The sequence below is a fragment of the Streptomyces sp. NPDC029138 genome (assembly GCF_055564375.1).
Genome location: NZ_JBVHWM010000042.1, coordinates 52,215 through 73,096 on the forward strand (window position 1 = coordinate 52,215; position 20,882 = coordinate 73,096).

A 20,882-nucleotide genomic window follows, 5' to 3' on the forward strand; every position below is an offset into this window, starting at 1 on the left:
ACAACCACCCCCGCCCCCGCCGGGTCGAACCATGCGCCGGCACCGACCAGTCGGCTGACGGATCATCAAACACCCACGGGGGTAAGGGACATGACGAGCAATACCCGACGCACCGCAGGCTCCGCCGCCGTCGCCGCGGCCTCCTTCCTGCTGCTGGCCTCGGCCGGCATCCTCGCCGCCCCGGCCGCGTTCGCGGGCGTACCCGGCGGCACCTCGGCCGCCGACCGCAACAGCGACTTCGACGGCGACGGCTACACCGACCTGCTCACCGGCGTCCCGGAGGGCACCGTCGACGGCAAGGAGGGCGCCGGCTACGTCACCGTGCAGTACGGCGCCCCGAACGGCATCGGCACCGACACCACCGTCCCCAAGGGCCGCGTCCAGGTGATCAGCCAGTCCACCAGGGGCGTGCCCGGCACCTCCGAGGCCTGGGACGACTTCGGGCAGGCCGTGGCCACCGGCGACCTGGACGGCGACGGCTACGACGACGCGGTGATCGGCGCGCCCGGCGAGGACGAGGGCACCGTCGCCGACGCGGGCCGGGTGACCGTCCTGTACGGCTCCGAGGACGGCCTGGGCGTGGAGCAGAACGCCTCCGTCACCGCCGCGAAGCCCGCCGCCGGCGCCCGCTTCGGACTGTCGGTGGCCGCCGCCCGGTTCACCGGCGACGTCGACTCCGACCAGCTCGTGGTGGTCGACCAGAAGGTCGGCCTCACCGTCTTCACCTGGCACGCCGGCGTCCTGCGCCAGGTCGGCGCCCCGCACTCCACCGGCCACCGGCTCCAGCCCGGCTACGTCACCACCGGCGACTACGACCACAACGGCTTCGCCGACCTCGTCGTCTCCGGCTACAGCCCCGACGACGACTACACCAAGGGCTGGTCGGCGTACTACGCGGGCGGACCCGAGGGCCTCGCCTACCGGCGGGACCTGCACGGCGGCCTCGGCTCGGCCTCCGGCGACATCGACCGCGACGGCTACGACGACCTCGTGGTGGGCCAGCTCAGCGCCGCCGACGAGGCCACCGGCGACGCCGACGCGCCCGGCGGCCTGGTCGGCGTCTACTACGGCGGCGAGGACGGTCCGGCCGGCACCCAGGGCCCCGCGACCGCCCCGCAGTGGTGGTCGCAGAACTCCCCGGGCGTCCCCGGCACCGCTGAGGACGGCGACGCGTGGGGCGCCGACCTGTCCGTGGCCGACGTGAACGGCGACGGCTACGCGGACGTGGCGGTCGGCGCGCCCGGCGAGGACATCGGCACCGTCGCCGACGCCGGAGCGGTCTGGCTGCTGCGCGGCACCCGCACCGGCCTCACCGGCAGCCACGCCCAGTCCTTCGACCAGAACACCCCGGGCATCCCCGGCACCGCCGAGGCCGACGACGCCTGGGGCGCCCAGGTGCGGCTCGCCGACACCGACGGCGACGGCCGCGCCGAGCTGGTGGCCGCCGCGCCCGGCGAGAACGCGGGCGACGGCGCGGTGTGGCTGCTGCCCCCGAGCGGCGACGGGCTGCTCGCCGACGGCTCCCGTTCCTACGGCGCCGCCGCGCTCGGCGGCACCGCCCACGGCGCCCGCTTCGGCGCGGTGATCGACGAGTAGGTGCGGTCCGATCGGCCTGTGTGTCCGCAGGTCGCACGGGTACCCGGGGTGACGGCAAGCGGAATCGACACAGGGTCGACAGAAGGAGGAGACCCCGGATGACCAGCACCAGCGAGACCGGCGACGTCACCGGCACCCGCGACAAGGACTACAACCTGATCTGGTACGTCGAGGCGTGCCTGAGCAATGCCCTGCGTCTGGAGCAGTACATCCAGGACGCCGAGCGCGACAAGGACAACGAGGTCGTGGAGCTGTTCCGCAAGGCACAGTCCGACAGCCGCAAGGGCGCCGAGCTGGGCAAGCAGTTGCTGCGCTCGCGGCTCAACGGCGGCTGACCGCCGCCCCGCTCAGGCGAACCGGGAACCCGGGACCGGCCCGGCGGACCGCACACGCGCCCGTTCGCCGCGCAGCCACGTGCCCTGCACGGCCGTGGCGAACGCGGCGAACTCCGTGTCGCCGTCCGCCGGGCCGTCGCCGTCCCCGGGATCGGGCGACGGGTCCGCCGCGGTGATCCCGGCGGCGATCTCCTCCTCCGGGCGGTCGTCCGCCGGCCCCCGCTCGACCCCGCCGTCCGCTCCCAGGCGCAGCCCCTCACCCCACGGAGCCATCACCGACTGGTGCAGCAGGGCGGCGCTGTCCGGCGTGACCGCGGGCGGGTCGGTCCAGCAGCAGGCGTGCGCGTGCAGCACCTGCCCCGGTGCGCGTTCGAACAGCTCCCCGATCAGCTCCTGCCCGCCGTCGTGCGCCGCGAGCCCGTCCAGGTCGTAGGCCACGACCACCGTGTCCGCCCGGCCCGGCGCGAACGGCTCCGCCGGCAGGCCCAGCACCTCCGCAGCGGCCAGCCCGAGAATCCGCGAGTCCCGGTCCGGCAGCAGCGACACCGACCGCGGCCGTACCCCGGTGGCCGCCAGCAGGCCCCGCAGCCGCAGCAGGCCGCGCAGACACTGGTCCGGGGTGTCCTGCAACCAGGCGTAGCGGCCGTTCATGCCCGAGTCGTAGCCCCACGGGGACAGCGTGCCGAGGACCGTGCCGCCGAGCACGTACTGCCAGCCCCGCAGATCGGCCGTGTCGAGCCGGCCCGCCCGCTCGGCGTCGGCGGCCCGGGCGAGCATCCGGTTCTGCCGGTCCCGTGCGGGTAGCCACCGCTCGTCCTCCGGGTCGGGCAGCAGCGCGTGCTGACGCCGGGCCAGCTCCAGATCGCCCGCCAGTACGGCGTTGAACACCAGCAGATAGCGGTCCGGCCAGTCCGCCAAGCGGTCCTCGTGGCGGCGAAGTTCGGCCACCGCCTCCCGGTGCCGCCCCTCGTCCTCGTACGCGGACACCAGCTCCCGCAGCACCGGCAGCGCCCCATCGCTCAGGCCAAGTGCCGTGCGCAGCGCGGGAATCGCCAGATCGGACACCCCGCGTTCGACGCACGCGTACCCGAAGTCGTAGAGCGCCCGGGGGTCTTCGGGGGCGGCGGCCAGTGCGGACGAGGCGTCGGCGAGGTCGTCGAACCCGGCAGAACCGGCCGCCCGCCCCACCACCAGAGCCACCTCACCGAGCGGCTGGTCCTCCCCGGCCGCCCGCACCTGCCGCAGCGCACCGGGCACGTCCCCGGCGTCCAGGGTTTCCCAGGCGGCGCGGAGCGCGGGGGACGTGGGCCGGGCGGTGCGGCGACTTCTGCGCGAGAACATGCCGGAGATCATCACTCACAGGCCGACAGCTCCTCAAACGATTTCCCCGCGCCCCGCACGTTCAGGGAAGCGGCTGCTCCGCCCAGATCACCTTGCCGTGCGGGGTGTACCTGGTGCCCCACCGCTCGGCGACCTGGGCGACCAGGAACAGGCCCCGGCCGCCCTCGTCGGTGCTCGCCGCGTACCGCAGATGCGGCGAGGTCGTGCTGCGGTCGGACACCTCGCAGATCAGCGTCCGGTCGCGCAGCAGCCGTACCCCGATCGGGCCGCGCCCGTAGCGGATGGCGTTGGTGACCAGCTCGCTCAGGATCAGCTCCGTCGTGAACGCCAGCTCCTCCAGACCCCAGTCGGCCAGCCGCCGGGTCACCGAGGCCCGCACCTCCGACACGGCCGCCGGCTCGGACGGCACCTGCCACTGCGCGACCCGGTCGCCGCCCAGCACCCGGGTACGGGCGACGATCAGCGCCACGTCGTCGCTCGGCCGGGCCGGCAGCCGGTCGAGCACGCTACGGCAGGTGTCCTCGGGGGAGGCGCCCGGCGTCCGGAGCAGGGCGTCGCGCAGCAGGCCCAGCCCCTCGTCGATGTCCCGCTCCCGGTCCTCCACCAGACCGTCGGTGTACAGCACCAGCCGGCTGTCCTCCGGCAGTTCCAGCTCCGCCGTCTCGAACGGCAGCCCGCCCAGGCCCAGCGGCGGACCCGCGGGCACGTCCAGGAACTCCGCACCGCCGTCCGGCCGCACCAGCGCGGGCGGCGGATGGCCGGCCCGGGCCATCGTGCACAGCCGGGACACCGGGTCGTAGATCGCGTACAGGCAGGTCGCGCCCGTCACCACGGACGCGCCTGTCGCCGGGGTCTCGTCCTGGTCGAGCCGGCCCACCAGTTCGTCCAGCAGGCCGAGGAGTTCGTCCGGCGGCAGGTCCAGCGAGGAGAAGTTGTGCACCGCCGTACGCAGCCGGCCCATGGTCGCCGCCGCGTGCAGCCCGTGCCCCACGACGTCCCCGACGACGAGGGCCACCCGGGCGCCGGACAGCGGCAGCACGTCGAACCAGTCGCCGCCCACGCCCGACTGGGCCGGCAGATAGCGGTAGGCGATGTCCAGGGCACCCTGCTCGGGCAGGGTGCGCGGCAGCAGGCTGCGCTGGAGGGTGACCGCCATGCTGTGCTCACGGGTGTACCGGCGGGCGTTGTCGATCGACACCGCCGCCCGCGCCACCAACTCCTCCGCGAGGGCCAGTTCCTCGGCGTCGAACGGCTGCGGCTTCTCCGCCCGCCAGAAGTTCGCCAGCCCCAGCACCAGATTGCCCGCCCGCAGCGGCACGGTGATCAGTGAGTGGATGCCGTACGCCAGCACCTGGTCGGTGCGCTCCAGATCCTGCGCCCGCCAGCCGGGTTCGTCGCGCAGCCGCGGGACCACGACCGACTGCCCGGTCGTCAGGGCGCGCGCCTGCGGAGAGGTGGTCACGAACCGGATCCGCTCGCCGAGCGGATACAGCGGGGCCTCCTTGCGGATGCCCGCGCAGGCCGTGCGGCGCAGCGCCGTGCCCGGCCGTGGCTCCTCCCCGCCCAGCACCGCGTCGAACAGGTCGACCGTCGCGAAGTCCGCGAACCGGGGCACCGCCAGCTCGGCCAGCTCCTCCGCGGTCCGGGTCACGTCCAGGCTGGTGCCGATGCCCACCCCGGCCTCGTACAGCATGTTCAGCCGCTCCCGGGCCACCTCCGCGCGGCCCGACAGGGCGCGCAGCTCGGTGGAGTCGCGCAGCGTGGTGACGCTGCCCGGCGGGCCGCCGCGCAGGTCCGTGGGCCGCTGGTTGATCGCCAGCAGCCGGTCCTTGACCAGGTGCACCTCGTCCGTGGCGACCCGCCCCGAGGCCAGCAGCCCCGCCGTCTCGTCGTCCAGGCCCAGCTCCAGCACATGCCGCCGCTCGGCGTCGGCCGGCAGGTCCAGCAGCCGGTGGGCCTCGTCGTTGGCGAGCAGCAGCCGGCCGTCACCGCCGACGATCAGCACGCCCTCCCGGACCGCGTGCAGCACCGCGTCATGGTGCTCGTACATCCTGGTCATCTCGTACGGCCCGAGGCCGTGCGTCTGGCGCAGCAGCCGTCTGCTGACCAGGGCCGTGCCCGCCGTCGCCAGCGCGAGCGCGGCGGCCGCCGCTGCCAGCAGCAGCGGCAGCTGCTGATCGGCGGCCCCGCCGACGTGCGCGGTGGTGATCCCGGCCGACACCAGGCCCACCACCTTGCCACCGGAGTCCTTCACCGGCACCACGACCTGCACCAGCGGGCCGATGGTGCCGGTGATGTGCTCGGTGACCGTGCCGCCGGCCAGGGCCGGGGCGATCGTGCCGACGAACTTCTTGCCGATGCGGTCGGTCTTGGGGTGCGTGTAGCGGATGCCGTCGGTGTTCATCACGACGATGAAGTCCACGCCGGTCGCCTTGCGGGCCGCCTCCGCGCGCGGCTGGAGCACGGCCGTGGGGTCCGGGGAGCGCAGGGCGGCGACCGTGCCGGGCGCGTTGGCGAAGGTCTCGGCCACGGCGAGGGAACGATTGCTCGCCTCGGTGTCGCTGTCGTGCCGGACCTGGAGCACCTGGGCCACCACCGCCGAGACGACCAGCAGCAGGACGATCACCACTTGGAGGACGAACACCTGACCGGCCACGCTGCGACCGGTCACCGCCGACCGGAGCACCCCGGGCCGGCTGCCGCCCACGCCGCGGTCCGCCGGCGGCGGGGTGTGCGGTGCGCGCGGGTACCCGAAAGTTCGGGGCGGCCGAGTCACGGGCCGGCCGGGCAGTCGCACCATGTGCCCATGTCTACACTGCCCGGCGCCATCAGGCGAGACCATCACCCGGGGCGACGACACCCGACCGGAGGGGCGGGGGGTGGGGTGAGTGGGAGGCGGGTCGGTCACTGGTCGGGCGGGGGTGTTCGCGGTGGGCGGTGGGCGGTGGGTGATGGGCAGTGGCGGCCGGTGCGTGATGGGCGGTGGCCGGTGGGTGGTGGATGGTGGCCGGTGGGGCGGTTCGCTGGCCCGTCGTGCGGCGATGCCCGGCAGAGGGGGCGGGGTGGCCGTCGGGCCCCCGGTGTGGCCGTCGGTTGCGGGTGGCCGTCGGTTCGGTGTGGTCGTCGGGTCCGCGGTGGTCGTCGGGCCCGGGATGGTCGTCGGGCCCGGGATGGTCGTCGCACCCGGGGTGGTCGTCGGGCCCGGGATGGCCGTCGCACCCGGGATGGCCGTCGGGTCCGCGGTGGTCGTCGGGCCCGGGGTGGTCGTCGGGCCGACCGAGCCGGAGCCGTGTCACGCCCACCCCCCACACCAGTTCGGTCAGCCGGTGGGCGGGGGAGGTGAGCGGCGGGCGGCGAGGAGGAGGGCCACGTCGTCGGGGCGGTCGGTGGCGTGCCGGGCGGTGGCCGTGAGCCGGTCGGCGACCCCGGACAGGGACCGCCCGCCGCGCCGGCCGGCCGCGGCACCGGCCTGGGTGAGCGCCAGCCGCAGAGCCGCGATGCCGTCGTCGATGTCGGCGCCGGGCCGCTCCACCAGGCCGTCGGTGTACAGGGCGAGGATCGCGTCCGGCTCCAGCCACAGCTCGGTCACCGGGTACCGGGCGTGCGGGTCCACCCCGAGGACGACACCCCCGGCGATGTCCAGCAGCCGGGTCCGGCCGTCGGGGCCGCGCAGCAGCGGCGGCGGATGGCCGGCCCGGGCGATCCGGGCCCGGCCGGTGGCGGGGTCCAGACGCAGATAACAGCAGCTGGCGAACTGGCCGGGGTCCAGGTCGATCAGCAGATGGTTGGTGCCGCTCAGCACCTCGTCCGGCGGCCGGTCGCCCAGCGCGAACGCGCGTACGGCGCTGCGCAGCTGGCCCATCGTGGCCGCCGCCTGCACCCCGTGCCCCTGCACATCACCGATGACCAGCGCGAGCCCGTCCCCGGCCTCCACCACGTCGTACCAGTCGCCGCCGACGTCCATGCCCTGCGTGCCCGGCAGATACCGCCCCGCGGTCTCCACCCGCGGATGCGTCGACAGGCGGCGCGGCAGCAGCGCCTGCTGAAGGCCGCGGGCGAGGGCCGCCTCGTCGTCGTAGCGCCGGGCCCGCTCCATCGCGTGCGCGATCAGTCCGGCGAGCGCGGTGAGGACCGTACGTTCCTCCGTGCTGAACCCGCGCTCGCGGTCGAAGCCGAGGATGCAGGAGCCCACCGGCCGGCCGGAGGCGATCAGCGGCAGGAAGGCACGCGCCCCCTCGTGCGCGTCCAGGGCGATCCCCGGATAGGCCGCCGCGATCTGCCCCATGGACTCGAAGAACAGCGGGCGGCCGGTGGTCAGGGTCTCGACACCGGGCAGATGCGCGTCGAGGCCGACGCCTTCGAACGCCGTGAGGAAGCCCTGCGGGAAGCCCGTCTCCCAGGCGAGGTACAGATGCCGGTCCTGGAGCAGGTAGATGGCCAGCCGCCGGCCGCCGAACGCGGGCAGCAGCTCCTGCATGACCACCGCCGACACCTGCCGCGCGGTCACCGCGTCCGTCAGCGCGATGGCCAGCGCGATCGGCCGGTACAGCGGCGTCATCGCGTGGCCGCCCGCCACCGTGTTCTCCGGGACCGGGACCGGAACCTCGGGGACCGGCTCGCTCCCGGCGTCCATCCGGCTGGCGGGGACGAGCACGCAGGTCAGCAGGTCCGTGCCGGGATGCACCGACACCGCCAGCCAGTCGCCCTCGCCGGGTGCGTCCCGGTCACCGGCCGGCCGCCGGGCATGGAAGTGCACGGGCTCCGGGGAGAGCAGGGCGCCACGCAGATGGTCGTCGTACGGCGGTCCGGTCAGCCAGGGCAGCGCGTCCCACAGCGTCTGCCCCAGCAGCCGCTCCCGGGCCCGGCCCGTGAGCCGGGCCGCCGCCGGGTTGGCGTACACGATCAGCCCCAGCCGGTCCAGGCACAACACGCCCTCCGGCAGCAGGTCGGCCGCGCCGTCGGCGGAGGCCGTCGTACCGGGGTCGAACACCACCCCGCCGACCACCGCCCCGGCGTCGTCCGCCCGCTCCGCGCCGACCGACCACAGGTCCAGCAGCCGCGGCGTGCCGTCGTGGGCGCGCAGACTCAGCGGCGCGCTCGGCGGCTTCCCGGCGGCGGTGTCGCGCAGCGCGGCCAGTATCCGGTGCGCGTCGGCGGGGGCCACGGCGTTCGCGAGCGAGGTCACCGTCCCCGTGAACTCGCCGGGGCGCAGGCCGAGCAGGTTGTGCAGCCGGTCGTCCGCGCGGACCGTGGAGGTCGCCGGGTCCCAGCTGAAGCGTCCTACGGCGGCCCGGGCGGGCCGGCTCGCGGGCGGCCGTACGCACAGCGGCTCGCCGTCCCAGACGATCGCGCTCTCGTCCCCGTCGGCCAGGCCGAGCAACTCGGCGCCCAGGCCCTCGGCCAGCCGGCCGAGCAGTTCCCGGTCGAGCAGGTCGTCGACGGTGTCCGCCACCGCCGGGTGCAGCACCGTGAGCACTCCCAGCGGCTCGGTCCCGCCCGGCACCGGCACGTGCACCGAGCCGAACGGGAAGGGCAGACCGGCCGCGAACTGCGGATACCGGCGCATGGTCTCCGTGGCGTTCGGCAGGACCACCTGGACGCCGAGCCGGTAGGCGTCGGCGACCGGGAACGGACGGGCGACGTGCAGCCGCCACCAGGACCGGAACAGCGGGCCGGGCAGCCCCGTGAGCACCGCGAGGCGCAGCAGGCCCGGGGTGCCGGAGCGCAGATACACGCCCGCCACCCGGCCGCCGGCCGCGGTGAGGGCGCCGGTCGAGGCGTCGGCCAGCAGCGCGGTCAGCCGGGCCCGCGTACGGACCGCCCGCTCGTCGCTCCCGGCCATCGGCCCCACCTCGTCCCGTGCGGCTCCGGGTGGTGACACAGCAAGAATGCGCCACGAGACGCGCGGAACGCACCTGGGCGGGGTGAAGAAGGGGGCGGGGGGGCGAGGGCCGGGGCGGGGCCGGGAGCGGACCGAGGTCGGGTCGGGTGCGGGGGCGGGGGCTGAATGGAGGCGGGTGCGGGCTGGAGGCCGGTGCGGGCTGGAGGTGGGTGCGGGCTGGGGTCGGGTCGGGTGCGCGTGCGGAGTAGAGGCGGGTGCGGGCTGGTGCGGGTGCGGCTGCGGGTGCGGGCTGGAGGCCGGTGCGGGCTGGGGTCGGGGCATGGGCAGCGGCAGGGGTAGAGGTGGGGGCGTGGCAGGGGCAGGGGCGGGCGGTTTCGGGCGGTGACCGCTGGGTCGTCCCGGGGCAGGGGCCACCGGGTCGGTTCACACCAGTGCCCCGCCCGAGTGGCGGGCCGTCGGACCCGCTCCTAGTAATGGACTCCATACTTCGGCGACCGCAGACGGGGCGCAGGTGCGGTCGCACCCTTCTCCTGGAGCCGAGATGACGACCCGCTCTTCGACCCCCCGTCCCGACGACTCGCTGATACCTCCGGCACCGGCCGCCCCCGGCGTGCCCACCTCGCCCCCTCAACCGCTGACGTGGCCCGTACGACCGCTTCCCGTGGAGGGCCCCGCGTACGGCGACCCCCTGCACGGCCTGGTCCACGCGGCCGTCGCCGACCGCCCGGTGGAGGACGTCGTCCGGCTCATCACCCTGCTGGAGCGCTCGCCGGAGCTGGCCCGGATGACGGCCGACGCGCTGCGCGCGGTCGCGGTCGACCGGTCGGTGGAGGACGTCACCCGCCTGGTGACACTGCTGACCAAGCCGCCCCGGGACAGCGGCAGCGCGGACGAGGCGATCCGGGCCGCCGCCCGGAGCCGCCCCCTGGAGGACGTCTCCCGACTGGTGCGGCTGCTGCACCGCAGTCCCGTGGAACCGCACTGCGGGGAGGCGGCCGTGCGGGCTGTGGCGGTGCACCGGCCCGTCGAGGAACTGGCCGAACTGATCGGTCGGCTGGCCGCGGAACGGGAGGAGTGCGTGCGGCCGCTGGACGGGGCGGCGGGGACGACGTCCGCCGAGGCGCGGCCGGTGTCTGCCGAGGTGGGGCTGGCGTCCGTCGGAGCGCACCTGGCGTCGGCCGAGGCGCGGCCGGTGTTTGCCGTCGCCGCACCGGTGGTCGTACCGGATGCGCAGGACCGCCCGGCCGGGGACCGGTTCCCGGGGGAACGGCCGGTGGAGGAGGCGCAGATGCGGCCGTTCGCTGTGGAGGGGGCGGTGACGGTGGGGCGGTCCGTCGGGGAAGGGCCGGGGACGGAGGGGCGGTCGGCCGCGGGAGGGCCGGTGAAGACCCGGCGGTTCATCATCCAAGGGCCGGCGAAGACGCCGCGCTCCGCTGCGAAAGGGCCGGCGGGCGAGCGACAGGCGGCTGCGGACCGGGCCGGGGACGACCGGGCACCGGCGGCTTGTGTGTGGGCCGCCCGGTGTGCCGCGCTGCTGGTGTTCCTGTGCGGGATGGCGCACGCCCCGCGCTACTGGACCGGGCTGTCCCACGGCGTCCTCGGGGCCACCCTGCTCGCCTCGGCGCTGTGCGGGCTGCTGGCGCTCGCGCTCACCGCGCGGGCGGCGCCGGCCCGGCTCGTCGCGGCGACGGCCGCCGTCGGAGTCACGGCGGTGCTCGCCGCCGGACAGGTGCTCGGCGGACGGTTCCATCTGCCGGACCCGGCCCGGTTGCAGGCGGCGACCCTGGCACCGTCATGGCTGGCCGGCCCGACGGCCGCGGCGGCGGCGCTCGGCGCACTGGCGGCCCTGCTCACGACCCTGGCGGTGGGCAACGCCCAACGGGACGAGGCCGGTTGAGACCGGACCTGTGGTGGCACCTGCTGACGGGTGGGAGGCGGGCCGACGCTGCCGCTGGCGCCGTCGGACTTCGGCTCAGCCGGCCGCTGTTACGGCGGGTGCTGTGGTGGGCTCGCTGGGACGGCGGCGGCTGCGGCCCGGGGTACGGCCCGGCTCGTCGACATGGCGGGCGCTGACCCTGCTCATCGGCACAGCTCATGCACCAGCCGACCGCTTCAGCCCCCCCCGGGCGGTACCCACTCCCGTGGCCCCGGGCCGCCGGACCCTCGGCGGGAGTCCATGGGCGAAGCACCAGATGGCCGTCCCTTCGGGTGGCCGCCACGGCCGACGGGAACGTGTCCATCTCCAGGCATACGGCCACGTCCTCGGGATCGACCCCGGCCCACCCGCGCCGCGCACCGTCGGCCAGTTGCGCGGCGGCGGTGGAGCGCCGGGCCCGGTCCAGGTAGGGGCCCGGGTCGACGTCGGCGGTCCGCACGCATGCCGCGATGTACTCGGCGCAGGCCAGATCCTCCTCGGCCCGTCCGCCGTTTCCGGTGACCACGAAGGTCACCGTCTCCGCCCGGGCCCGCCGCAGCGTCTGGGCGGTCGCCCCGGCCACCGCGAAGCTCACGCACAGCAGCAGGCCGGCGTCCGCCACGGCCAGCGCACCGGCCGTCCCGGCGGTGGTCTTCTGGACGACCGTACGGCCCCGCAGGTCGAGTGCGCGCAGTCGCGCGGGGGAGTTGGCCAGGTCGAAGCCCGGCATCGGTGCCCCGTCCTGGCAGGTGAGCCAGTCCGGATGACGGGCCTTGAGCGCCAGCGCCTCCCGACGCGTGCGGACGATGACGATCCGTTCGGCCCCGCGCCGGAACGCCCAGGCGGCCACGGTGAACGCGCGCATGACGTCGACGACCACGGCCACTTCAGGGGCCGTCGGCGCACCGGGTATGCCGGTGAACACGGGCTGCATCGCCCCATGGTGCGGCATACCGCGCCCGGCCGGTCAGGCCCCGGTCGTCCCGGGCGGCAGCGGCCGGGCGGCGCGAAGGCTGCGCAGGGCGAGGAGCAGGACGCCGATGTCGTCCAGGTAGACCGGGTCGGGCAGCAGATCGGTGGGCAGCACCAGATAGGCGACCGCGCCCCAGAACACCCAACGCGGCCCCGTCGGCAGCCCCGCCCGCCGCAGCGTCCGCCGCGCCCGCACCAGCCGCACCAGCACACCGACCGCGACGGCGAGCAGAACGGCCGCGACGACGGCGGCGATCACCAGCAGGCTCGTGGTCGTGTCCATCCTGGCTCCTTGTCCGAGTAGGACGCCTACGAACGCCATGTCCGTCCAGGTACCCCGGCGAACCCCTACGACGAACGGTCGTCCGTATCGCTGCCGGCGCCCGTGCCCCCACCGCCGTCGTCCTCCCGCGCCGTGCCGTTCGGTGAGGCCTCCGCGGCAGACCCCTGCTGCTGCTTGCCCTTGGCCGTCAGCTTCAGCCGTTCGAACGTGCGCGTCAGCTGTTGCAGCGCGCCCGGTGTCCGGGAGGCGGGCCGCTGCTGGGGGAGGGCGGGCGCGGGGACGTCGCGGTAGGCGGCCAGGGCCTCCAACGCCTGCTCGGCGGCCTGCTTGTACAGGTCCCGGGACTTCGTCATCGCCTCCAGCGCCTCGGCGTACATGGCGACCAGCCGCCGCTCGCGCTCCAGCTCCTCCTGAAGGGTCAACAGGGTCCAGTTCTCCCGGAGGTCCGTCAGCGCCTCCTCGGCGTCCCGCGACAGCGGCCGGGGCAGCGCGACGAAGTGCCGTAGCGCCGCGATGAGTTCGGCCGGTTCCGAACCGTCCAGGAAGACGGTGCGCACGCTGTGCTCCCGGCCGTCGTACCCCTCCGGCGCCGGATCCGGCGGCAGCAGTACCGCACCGCCGCGCGGCACCTCGACGCCGAGGTCCTTCAGCGCCCAGTTGACGGCGCGCAGCTGCTGCGGGGTGGCCCGGTGCTCGATCACGCGGTGCCGCAGCCCGGGCGGCAGCAGCCGCGTCAGCGGCAGCCGGCCCCGCTCGTCGGGCGTCATCGCCTCGTGCACGACGACATGGACGCACCACGCCTCCCGGGCCGCGTCCCGCAGCCGGCGCCGCATCTCCTTGTCGTCCTCGGGGAGCGCGTTGACCTGCCGGAAGCGCAGGCCGGCGACCGTGGGGTGATGGTCCCAGGAGCCGTCGTCGCCCTCGCCCGAGCCGTCCTCCGGCCAGAAGAGCGTCGCGGGCGACGGCCACGCGTCGTCCCACGGACGCTCCGCCTCGGCGACCAGCCGCCACTCGTGGCCCTGCGGCCGGTCCTCCCGTGGTACGAGGGTGAGCCGGGCCCGCACGGTCACCCTGCCGCCGGCCCGCCAGCGGGCCTCGAACACCCGCCGGTCCGGATCATCGGCTGCGGGCGGCTCGGCGAAGTCGTCGATGTCCCCGCTCTCCTTGCGCCGTCGCAGAGTGCGGCGGACGACCTCCTCGGGGGCGGGACCGGTGTGGCGGCCCCGGGCCGCCCAGAGGGTCTGCGGGATGGTGGCGTGGTCGCAGGCGGAGTTCGACATGAGCCAATCTGCTGATGGGGGCGGGTGCGGCTCCCAGTATCACCGTTCGGAGGGCCGATACGGTGGCCGGGGCCCGGCCCCGCGCGTCGCCCAGGGGTGCGACCGGCGCGCGGGGTGTGTGCCGTACGCCCGGGGTGTGCGCGGTGCGCATCAGGTGACCGGGGTTCACCCGTGCCCGGACGCCGGGCACGGCGCCCACAATGTCCGGCGAACGGGGCCCGCCCATCCATCCGCTCAGGGGCGGACCCCGTTCAACCCGGCCGACACCCTCGTCGAGGGCGCCTTCGGCCGGCTGCTGTGGCGCGCCCGGTGCACGGACCGTACGTCTCCCGGGGCCGCCCTCGCCCTGGCCGCGCCCGGCCTGCTCATCCTCGCGGTGCGGGTCGCGGTCCTCTGTCGCTGGCTGCACGTGCCCGGAGCCGGCCTGGTCGGCGGCGGCCTCGGCCAGACGGCGGCCCTCGCCCTGCTGACCATGGCACTCGCCGTGGCCGGAGGCCGCGACCTCGCCCGCCGCTGACCGACCCCACCGGACGTTCCCGTCCAGGGCCGCCCGGCACTCACCCCGTGCGAGACACGACCCCGACGCGCACATGGCGGCGCGGGCCTGAGACGGAGCGGGGGCCGGCGCACCGGCGCCGGCCCCTGAGACCGAAGGAAGGCGGGAGCTTACGCCCCGCTCTCCCGCAGCATGTCCTCACGCTCGACGATCTTCACGCGCTCGCGGCCCTGCGGCTCGCCCAGGGCACGCTCGGCGGCGTCCAGCTTGTACCAGCCCTCCCAGGTGGTGAAGCGGACGTTCCGCTCGGCGAGGAAGGCGTCCACGGCCTCCGGCCCGGGCGAGGCGGGGGTGTGCAGACGGCCGCCCGCGTAGTCGTCCAGCAGGTTGGCCACGGTCTCGTTGGCGTCGCCCTTGGTGTGGCCGATGAGGCCGACGGGGCCGCGCCTGATCCAGCCGGTGACGTAGGTCGACTGGAGGTGGGCGCCGCCCTCCTCGATCACCCGGCCGCCCTCGTCCGGGACGGTTCCGGAGTCGATGTCCCAGGGCAGCTTGGGCAGCTTCTCGGAGAGGTAGCCGACCGCGCGGTAGACGGCCGTGACGTCCCAGTCCTTGAACTCGCCGGTGCCCTTGACGTTGCCGGTGCCGTCCAGGGCGGTGCGCTCGGTGCGCAGGCCGACGACCTTGCCGTCCTCGCCGAGGATCTCGGCCGGCGACTCGAAGAAGTGCAGGAACAGCTTGTGCGGGCGGTCGCCGGCATCGCGGATCGCCCAGTTCTCCAGCGTCTTGGCGACCATGTCGGCCTGCTTGTTGCCGCGCCGGGTCTCGATCGAGCCCTCGTCGTAGTCGATGTCCTCGGGGTCGACGATGACCTCGATGTTCGGGGAGTGGTCCAGCTCGCGCAGCTCCATCGGGCTGAACTTCGCCTGCGCCGGGCCACGGCGGCCGAAGACGTGGATCTCCATGGCCTTGTTGGCCTTCAGACCGTCGTAGACGTTCGGCGGGATCTCGGTCGGCAGCAGCTCGTCGGCGGTCTTGGCGAGGATGCGGGCGACGTCCAGGGCGACGTTGCCGACACCGAGCACGGCGACCTTCTCGGCCTCCAGGGGCCAGGTGCGCGGGACGTCCGGGTGCCCGTCGTACCAGGAGACGAAGTCGGCGGCGCCGTAGGAGCCGTCCAGGTCGATGCCGGGTATGGACAGCTCGCGGTCGGCCATCGCGCCGGTGGAGAAGATCACCGCGTCGTAGAAGGCGCGCAGGTCGTCCAGGCTGATGTCCGTCGGGTAGTCGACGTTGCCGAACAGGCGGAGCTGCGGCTTGTCGAGCACCTGGTGCAGAGCGGTGATGATGCCCTTGATGCGAGGGTGGTCGGGCGCCACGCCGTACCGGATCAGGCCGAACGGGGCGGGCATCCGCTCGAAGAGGTCGATGGACACACCGGGGTCGGCAGCCACCTCGGACTTGAGCAGGGCGTCGGCGGCGTAGATCCCGGCGGGGCCGGCTCCGACGATGGCTACCCGCAGGGGGCGCGGCATGATCAGGTTCCCTTCGAGCGCAATGGGCGACTTGATCACGAAGCCTAAACTAAGGCAGACCTAAGTCGGTACGCGGGTCGGGTCTATGACCTCATAAGCTGATCTTATGCCTCACCTAGCAGTGCCTTATGGGTGTGTCGGGTCGGAGAGCTTGGGCCCGGTCTCCCCGCCAGAGCCCGCCCGTTACCAGGAGCACCCGTGACCCCTCGTGTCGAAGGAACCGTCGCCGCCGGCTTCGAGGAGGTCCGGGACGCCTTCGCCCGGGCCCAGGCGGACGACCCCGGCAACGCCCAGCTGTGCGTCTACCACCGAGGGCGCCCGGTGGTCGACCTGTGGACCACCCACTCCCTCCCCACCGGCACGTTCGGACCGGACCACGTCTGCGTCACCATGTCCTGCACCAAGGGCATGACCGCCACCTGCGCGCACCTCCTCGCCCAGCGCGGACGGCTGGACCTCGACGCCCCGGTGGCCTGGTACTGGCCCGAGTTCGCCGCCGCCGGCAAGGAGAGCGTCACGGTCACCGACGTGCTCGCCCACCGCGCCGGCCTGGCCGCCTTCGACCCGGACGCCCCGCTCACCCGGGCCGGCCTCCTCGACTGGGACCAGGCCGTCGCCGCGCTCGCCCGGATGCGCCCCCTCTGGACGCCGGGCAGCGCCGCGCTGTACCACGCGGTCACCTTCGGGTACCTGGTCGGCGAACTGGTGCGCCGCGTCGACGGCCGCTCGCTCGGCCGGTTCCTCGCCGACGAGGTCGCCACCCCGCTCGGTCTCGACCTGTGGATCGGACTGCCCGAGCGGGAGGAGTCCCGCGTGGTGCCGCAGACGGACGACACCCCCGCCCCGGACACCGGCCCGTCGTCCGGCCCCCTCGGACAGCTCGCCCCGGACAACCGCCTGGTGCGCGCCGTCCTCGCCTCCATGGCACTGATCGGGGACGGTACGGCGCTCAACCGGCGTGACATGCATGCCGCGGAGATCCCCGCGGGCAACGGCATCACCAACGCCCGTTCCCTGGCCCGCATGTACGCCGCCCTGATCGGCGAGGTCGACGGGGTCCGCCTGCTGGACCCGGCGACCGTCGACACCGCGCGCACCCCGCGGACCGACCGGCTCACCGCACCCGCCCCGCTCGACCGGCTGCCGACGTCCTCCCCTCTGCGCTTCGGCCTCGGCTACGAACTCCACCGCGGCGCCGTACCCATGCTGGGCCCCGGCTCCTTCGGCCACTCCGGCGCGGGCGGACGCCTCGGTTTCGCCCACCCCGAACACGCCACGGCCGTCGGCTATGTGTGCACCCGGATGGCCTGGGACCCCACGGCGGGCCCCGACTCCCGCTGGCTGCCGTGGACCACGGCTCTCGCCGGCGCGCTGTCCCGGCAAGCCGGCCGAACGACCTTCATCGAGTAGGCAGTCGACGCCGGGGGCCGCCCCTGCTCAGGCCGGCCGGATGACGCGGTGGATCGCCGCCTCGCCGGCGCCGTAGATCGACTCCTCGCGGATGGACGACCCCGGTCCCGGGGCGTGGACCATCATTCCGTCGCCGGCGTACAGGCCCACATGCCGGTCGTCCTCGAAGAAGAGGACGAGGTCGCCGGGTTCGAGCCCGGCCGTCGTGACCGGCGCACCGGCCACCGCCTGCTCGTGCGCGGCGCGCGGCAGCGTGACACCGGCCGCCCTCCACGCGGCCTGGGTGAGGCTGGAGCAGTCGTAGGAGTCCGGCCCCGTCGCACCCCACACACACGGCTTCCCGATCTGCGCCCGAGCGAAGGCGATGGCCTTGGCGGCACGGAGAGCGCGAGGCGACTCGACGGGGGCGGGCACGGGCAGGGGGAGGGAGAGGGAGCCGGTGTCGGTCAGGGCAGAGGTGACGTCGACCGGCCGCGTGTCCGCGACCGGCGTTGCCGACACAACGGGTTCCGCACTCTGCTGCCACTGGACCGTCGAGGTCATGGCGGGATGCGGCATCTGCCGCGCCGTGGCGGCCCACTCGGGCTGCGCCGGTGCGGCGGGCTGAACGGCGGTGTCCGGCAGGCCGAGTCGGGCGGTGCGCCCGGACAGCAGGTCGCGCGCCGTGTCGAGCTTGCGCCGGATGCCGGCCTTGGAGGCGGCGGGGGAGAGGCGGACGAATCCGGCCGAGCCGGGGAGCGTCCTGGGCAGCTGAACCGTGGCCCCCAGTACGGCGGGAGGCGCGGCGACCGGCAGGACGGCAGGGCTCGCCGGTCCGGACGTGGCCCAGCCGGCCTGTTCCGCCGTACCGCCGCTCAACTCCAGTGCGGCGACCGGGAGTTCCCTGCTGCTCGGGGCGTCGACCGGTGCTGCCCAGCCGGTCTCCAGAGCCGGCAGGGAGCCGGTCGCCGGGTCCGTCGCCGGGCCCGCCGTCAGTTCCGCCATCGCGTGGCCGGCGCCCGGTTCCAGCGCCTCGGGCCGCTGTTCGGGCAGGCCGCCCATCCCCAGGGCCCGCCGCTCACCGCCCGGAAGAGCGCGAGCCTCCCTGCCGCCGGCCGGCAGGCCGAGGCGCTCCCCACCACCCGGCAGGGCGCGGACCTCGCGCTCACCCATCGCAAGCTCCTCCGTCCGCTCTCGCGAACGCGGGGGCGCGACAGGCCCGTCGGGCAGCCGGTCGGCGGGCAGTACGGCGGGGACGGTCGGGCCGAGTTTGGCGCGTGCCGCGTCGAACCACTGCCGGGCGACCTCGTCGAGTGCCGGCTCCGGCCGCCGGCCCGCCCGCTTGGCCAGCGGGACGCCGCGTGAACGCGTCCGGGCGGCCATGGCCCGGGTCGCGTTGAAATTACCGGTGTCGTTCTCCGCCTGGTCGTAGAGGGATGCGATCCGCTGTCGCACCTCGTCGCGGCTCTCCGGCGCCATGGAAGACGTGCTCCTTCCTTGCCCCGCAGGGCAGTTGGGCGGCTCGCCGGGGCAGAGCCGGGCGGCGGCCTCGCGTCAACCTAGCCAACGTGTGTACCTCGTGTGAAGGTTGAGGCCTGAAATGCCCGATACATATTCGTGATGTTCGCGATGACGTTCGACGGGGAAAGGGTGGCGACCATGGTTTCCTGTGAGGTCCCGGTGAATTCGCGATTCTGTTGAACACAGTGGCTCCGCCCGCCGTATGAAGCCGGGGAACTCCATGCCCGACCGGCGGCCACACCCACCGGCGGTCCGACCACCGGCGATCACACACAGGGGACGACCTTGGTACGCAACAGGCGCAGACGCCCGACCGGCGCACGACGCGCGACCCTCGCCGCAGCCGCCCTGATGCTCGGCGGAGCAGGACTCGTCGCGGCGAACGTCTACGCCTCCGCCAGCGAGGGCTGGGGCGACGGATCCGGCACGGACGCCTCCGGGCGCGTCCTCTCCTCGGGCATGGCGACCATCGACTGTCCCGACGTCGGCGGCCGGCTGACGGCCGTACCGGACGCGGCCCGTCCCGACGTCGACCGCGAACTCGCCCTGTTCGACGAGCAGATCGCGGCGGCGTACCGGCAGGTGCAGCAGGCGGGGCAGGCCGGTGGCCTGGACGCCGGCTCCGCCGAGGAGACGATCATGAAGCCGCTGAAGGAGAAACGGTCGGAGTCCATCGGGCGGATCGCCGACGCCATCGACCGGGCGGGGGAGCGCCCGCAGGGCCTCGACGCCCTGGCCGCCTGCACCCTGCGCCCCGGTGACAACGGTCAGGCCACCGGCACCCCGGACGACGAGGGCCGGCAGGGCGGCACCGGCCAGGGGCAGGACGATGGCGGGGCGGACCAGGGCGGCAACGCTCAAGGACAGAGCGGCAGCGGTCAGGGGCAGAGCGGCGGCGGCCAAGGGCAGGGCGGTGCCGGTCAGGGCGGCAACGGGCCCGTCGTCTCCGACTACGCGGACATCACCGCCGTACCGCCCGACGCGCCGGCCCCGCCGCCGCAGGCCGACGCCTCGCGCGGCACGTTCACCTCCGACTGCGGGGTCAACGCGGGCGGCCTGTTCAACTCCGACAACGTCATCGTCGCCCCCGGCGTCTCCAACGGCGCCCACCACTTCCACGACTACGTCGGCAACCAGGGCAACAACGCCTTCGCGAGCGACGAGGAGCTGGCCGAGGCCGGGACGAGCTGCGCGGACCAGGGCGACAAGTCGTCGTACTACTGGCCGGTGCTGCGCCTTCAGAACGGCACCCAGGAGCGGGACGCCGGAGCCCCTGGCGGCGGTACGGAGGGCAACGCCGGTCAGATCGTGACGCCCCGGCAGGTCACGCTGACCTTCGTGGGCAACCCGCGCGGCAAGGTCACCGCCATGCCGCGCCTGCTGCGCATCATCACCGGCGACGCCAAGGCCTTCGTCAACGGACCCGGCAACGCCAACGCGTCCTGGAGCTGCACCGGTTACGAGAACCGGCAGCTGAAGGACAAGTACCCGCTGTGCCCGCAGGGCAGCGACGTGGTGCGCACCTTCCGCTTCCAGAGCTGCTGGGACGGCCGCAACATCGACAGCGCCAACCACCGCACCCACGTGGCCTTCACGGCCGCCGACGGCTCCTGCCCGGCGGGATTCCAGCCCATTCCGCAGCTGGTGCAGCGCATCGTCTACGACGTCGACGCGCCGAGCCTCGCGGACGGTGGCCGAACCGTCCCGCTGTTCGCGGTGGACTCCTTCCCCGAGCAGCTGCACAAGCCCGTCACCGACCACGGCGACTTCATCAACGTCTTCGACGAGAACCTGATGCGCGAGATGGTCGACTGCATCAACTCCGGCCGCACCTGCGGTTCCTCGTCCGACGACGACTCCGCCACGACACCCACGCCCACGGCGAGTACGAGTGCCACGGCGGCACCGGGTGACGGCTCCACCGAGGAGAACGGCGGAAGTGTCACCTCCCCGCCCGCGCCGTCGGCGTCCCGGGCCGGTGAGGCGCCCCGGCACGACGTGACGACGTCGCCCGCCCGCACCACCAAGCACGACACGGACGACAAGGCCGCACCGGCCAAGTCCGCCGAACCCCGGTCCACGCCGGCGCGTTCGGCACCGGCCGCGTCCGCCGGCGCCGCCACGCCGGGGCAGTCGGCGACCGCCGCCGCGTACGCCCCGCCGTCGGCCGCGCGGACCGAACCCCAGGCGAGTCAGGGCGGGCTGGCGGAGACGGGGGCCCATCTGTGGCCCGCGGCCATCGGCACGCTGCTCGCCCTGTCGGGCCTGTTCATGCTGCTCCGGGCCAGGCGCATGCGCTACTGACCGCCGCGGACGACGGCGGCCACCCTTCGAGGTGTGGTCGCCGTCGTGCGCCTACGACCCCTTGTGGGAGCGC

13 protein-coding genes and 1 pseudogene are annotated in these 20,882 nt (G+C 74.7%); 6 read left to right on the plus strand and 8 right to left on the minus strand.

All coding sequences use genetic code 11. The features are described 5' to 3' along the window. Positions 1-90: 90 nt before the first annotated feature. Positions 91-1,596: an esterase gene (locus tag ACZ4WH_RS27890; RefSeq protein ID WP_468185452.1), complete on the plus strand. Its 1,506-nt coding sequence runs from the start codon at positions 91-93 to the stop codon at positions 1,594-1,596. Between the two features lie 98 nt (positions 1,597-1,694). Continuing rightward, positions 1,695-1,931 carry a hypothetical protein gene (locus ACZ4WH_RS27895; RefSeq protein WP_030640804.1) on the plus strand — a complete coding sequence of 79 codons (237 nt, stop codon included), beginning with the start codon at positions 1,695-1,697 and terminating at the stop codon, positions 1,929-1,931. A 12-nt stretch (positions 1,932-1,943) separates the two neighbouring features. Here ACZ4WH_RS27895 and ACZ4WH_RS27900 read toward each other — a convergent pair whose 3' ends face one another. The 3 genes from ACZ4WH_RS27900 to ACZ4WH_RS27910 all read right to left on the minus strand — a co-directional run bounded on the left by ACZ4WH_RS27900 (position 1,944) and on the right by ACZ4WH_RS27910 (position 9,114). Next, on the minus strand, positions 1,944-3,272 hold the full coding sequence (locus ACZ4WH_RS27900) for a hypothetical protein (RefSeq protein WP_468185455.1): 1,329 nt from the start codon (positions 3,270-3,272) through the stop codon (positions 1,944-1,946). Between the two features lie 61 nt (positions 3,273-3,333). Continuing rightward, the gene (locus tag ACZ4WH_RS27905; RefSeq protein ID WP_468185458.1) at positions 3,334-6,072 is read right to left on the minus strand and encodes a SpoIIE family protein phosphatase; all 2,739 of its coding nucleotides are present in this window, start codon (positions 6,070-6,072) and stop codon (positions 3,334-3,336) included. A gap of 519 nt (positions 6,073-6,591) precedes the next feature. Beyond that, entirely contained in the window at positions 6,592-9,114 is a 2,523-nt protein-coding gene (locus tag ACZ4WH_RS27910) for a SpoIIE family protein phosphatase (RefSeq protein WP_468185461.1), read from the minus strand. Positions 9,115-9,775: 661 nt separating this feature from the next. Here ACZ4WH_RS27910 and ACZ4WH_RS27915 point away from each other — a divergent pair. Further along, complete coding sequence (locus tag ACZ4WH_RS27915; RefSeq protein ID WP_468185463.1) at positions 9,776-11,011, plus strand: hypothetical protein; 1,236 nt, start codon at positions 9,776-9,778, stop codon at positions 11,009-11,011. A gap of 253 nt (positions 11,012-11,264) precedes the next feature. Here the strand turns inward: ACZ4WH_RS27915 and ACZ4WH_RS27920 are convergent. The 3 genes and pseudogenes from ACZ4WH_RS27920 to ACZ4WH_RS27930 form a co-directional block, all read right to left on the minus strand. Further along, positions 11,265-11,963 (minus strand): annotated as a pseudogene (locus tag ACZ4WH_RS27920) (2-phosphosulfolactate phosphatase); the annotation flags it as partial. 33 nt (positions 11,964-11,996) lie between these two features. After that, complete coding sequence (locus tag ACZ4WH_RS27925; RefSeq protein ID WP_468185466.1) at positions 11,997-12,284, minus strand: DUF1232 domain-containing protein; 288 nt, start codon at positions 12,282-12,284, stop codon at positions 11,997-11,999. 65 nt (positions 12,285-12,349) lie between these two features. Then, the gene (locus tag ACZ4WH_RS27930; protein WP_468185469.1) at positions 12,350-13,564 is read right to left on the minus strand and encodes a hypothetical protein; all 1,215 of its coding nucleotides are present in this window, start codon (positions 13,562-13,564) and stop codon (positions 12,350-12,352) included. Positions 13,565-13,718: 154 nt separating this feature from the next. Between ACZ4WH_RS27930 and ACZ4WH_RS27935 the strand changes: the two genes are divergently transcribed. Next, positions 13,719-14,081, plus strand: a complete 363-nt coding sequence (locus ACZ4WH_RS27935) for a hypothetical protein (protein WP_468185472.1) — start codon at positions 13,719-13,721, stop codon at positions 14,079-14,081. A 149-nt stretch (positions 14,082-14,230) separates the two neighbouring features. On the opposite strand, the gene ACZ4WH_RS27940 is transcribed toward ACZ4WH_RS27935, so the two are convergent. After that, complete coding sequence (locus ACZ4WH_RS27940) at positions 14,231-15,595, minus strand: FAD-dependent oxidoreductase (protein ID WP_468185474.1); 1,365 nt, start codon at positions 15,593-15,595, stop codon at positions 14,231-14,233. Between the two features lie 198 nt (positions 15,596-15,793). Between ACZ4WH_RS27940 and ACZ4WH_RS27945 the strand changes: the two genes are divergently transcribed. Then, positions 15,794-17,005: a serine hydrolase domain-containing protein gene (locus ACZ4WH_RS27945; protein WP_468185477.1), complete on the plus strand. Its 1,212-nt coding sequence runs from the start codon at positions 15,794-15,796 to the stop codon at positions 17,003-17,005. Between the two features lie 27 nt (positions 17,006-17,032). On the opposite strand, the gene ACZ4WH_RS27950 is transcribed toward ACZ4WH_RS27945, so the two are convergent. Next, positions 17,033-18,463, minus strand: a complete 1,431-nt coding sequence (locus ACZ4WH_RS27950; protein WP_468185479.1) for a C40 family peptidase — start codon at positions 18,461-18,463, stop codon at positions 17,033-17,035. Between the two features lie 393 nt (positions 18,464-18,856). On the opposite strand from ACZ4WH_RS27950, the gene ACZ4WH_RS27955 reads away from it, so the two are divergent. Then, entirely contained in the window at positions 18,857-20,809 is a 1,953-nt protein-coding gene (locus tag ACZ4WH_RS27955) for a DUF1996 domain-containing protein (RefSeq protein ID WP_468185518.1), read from the plus strand. Positions 20,810-20,882: the final 73 nt, after the last annotated feature.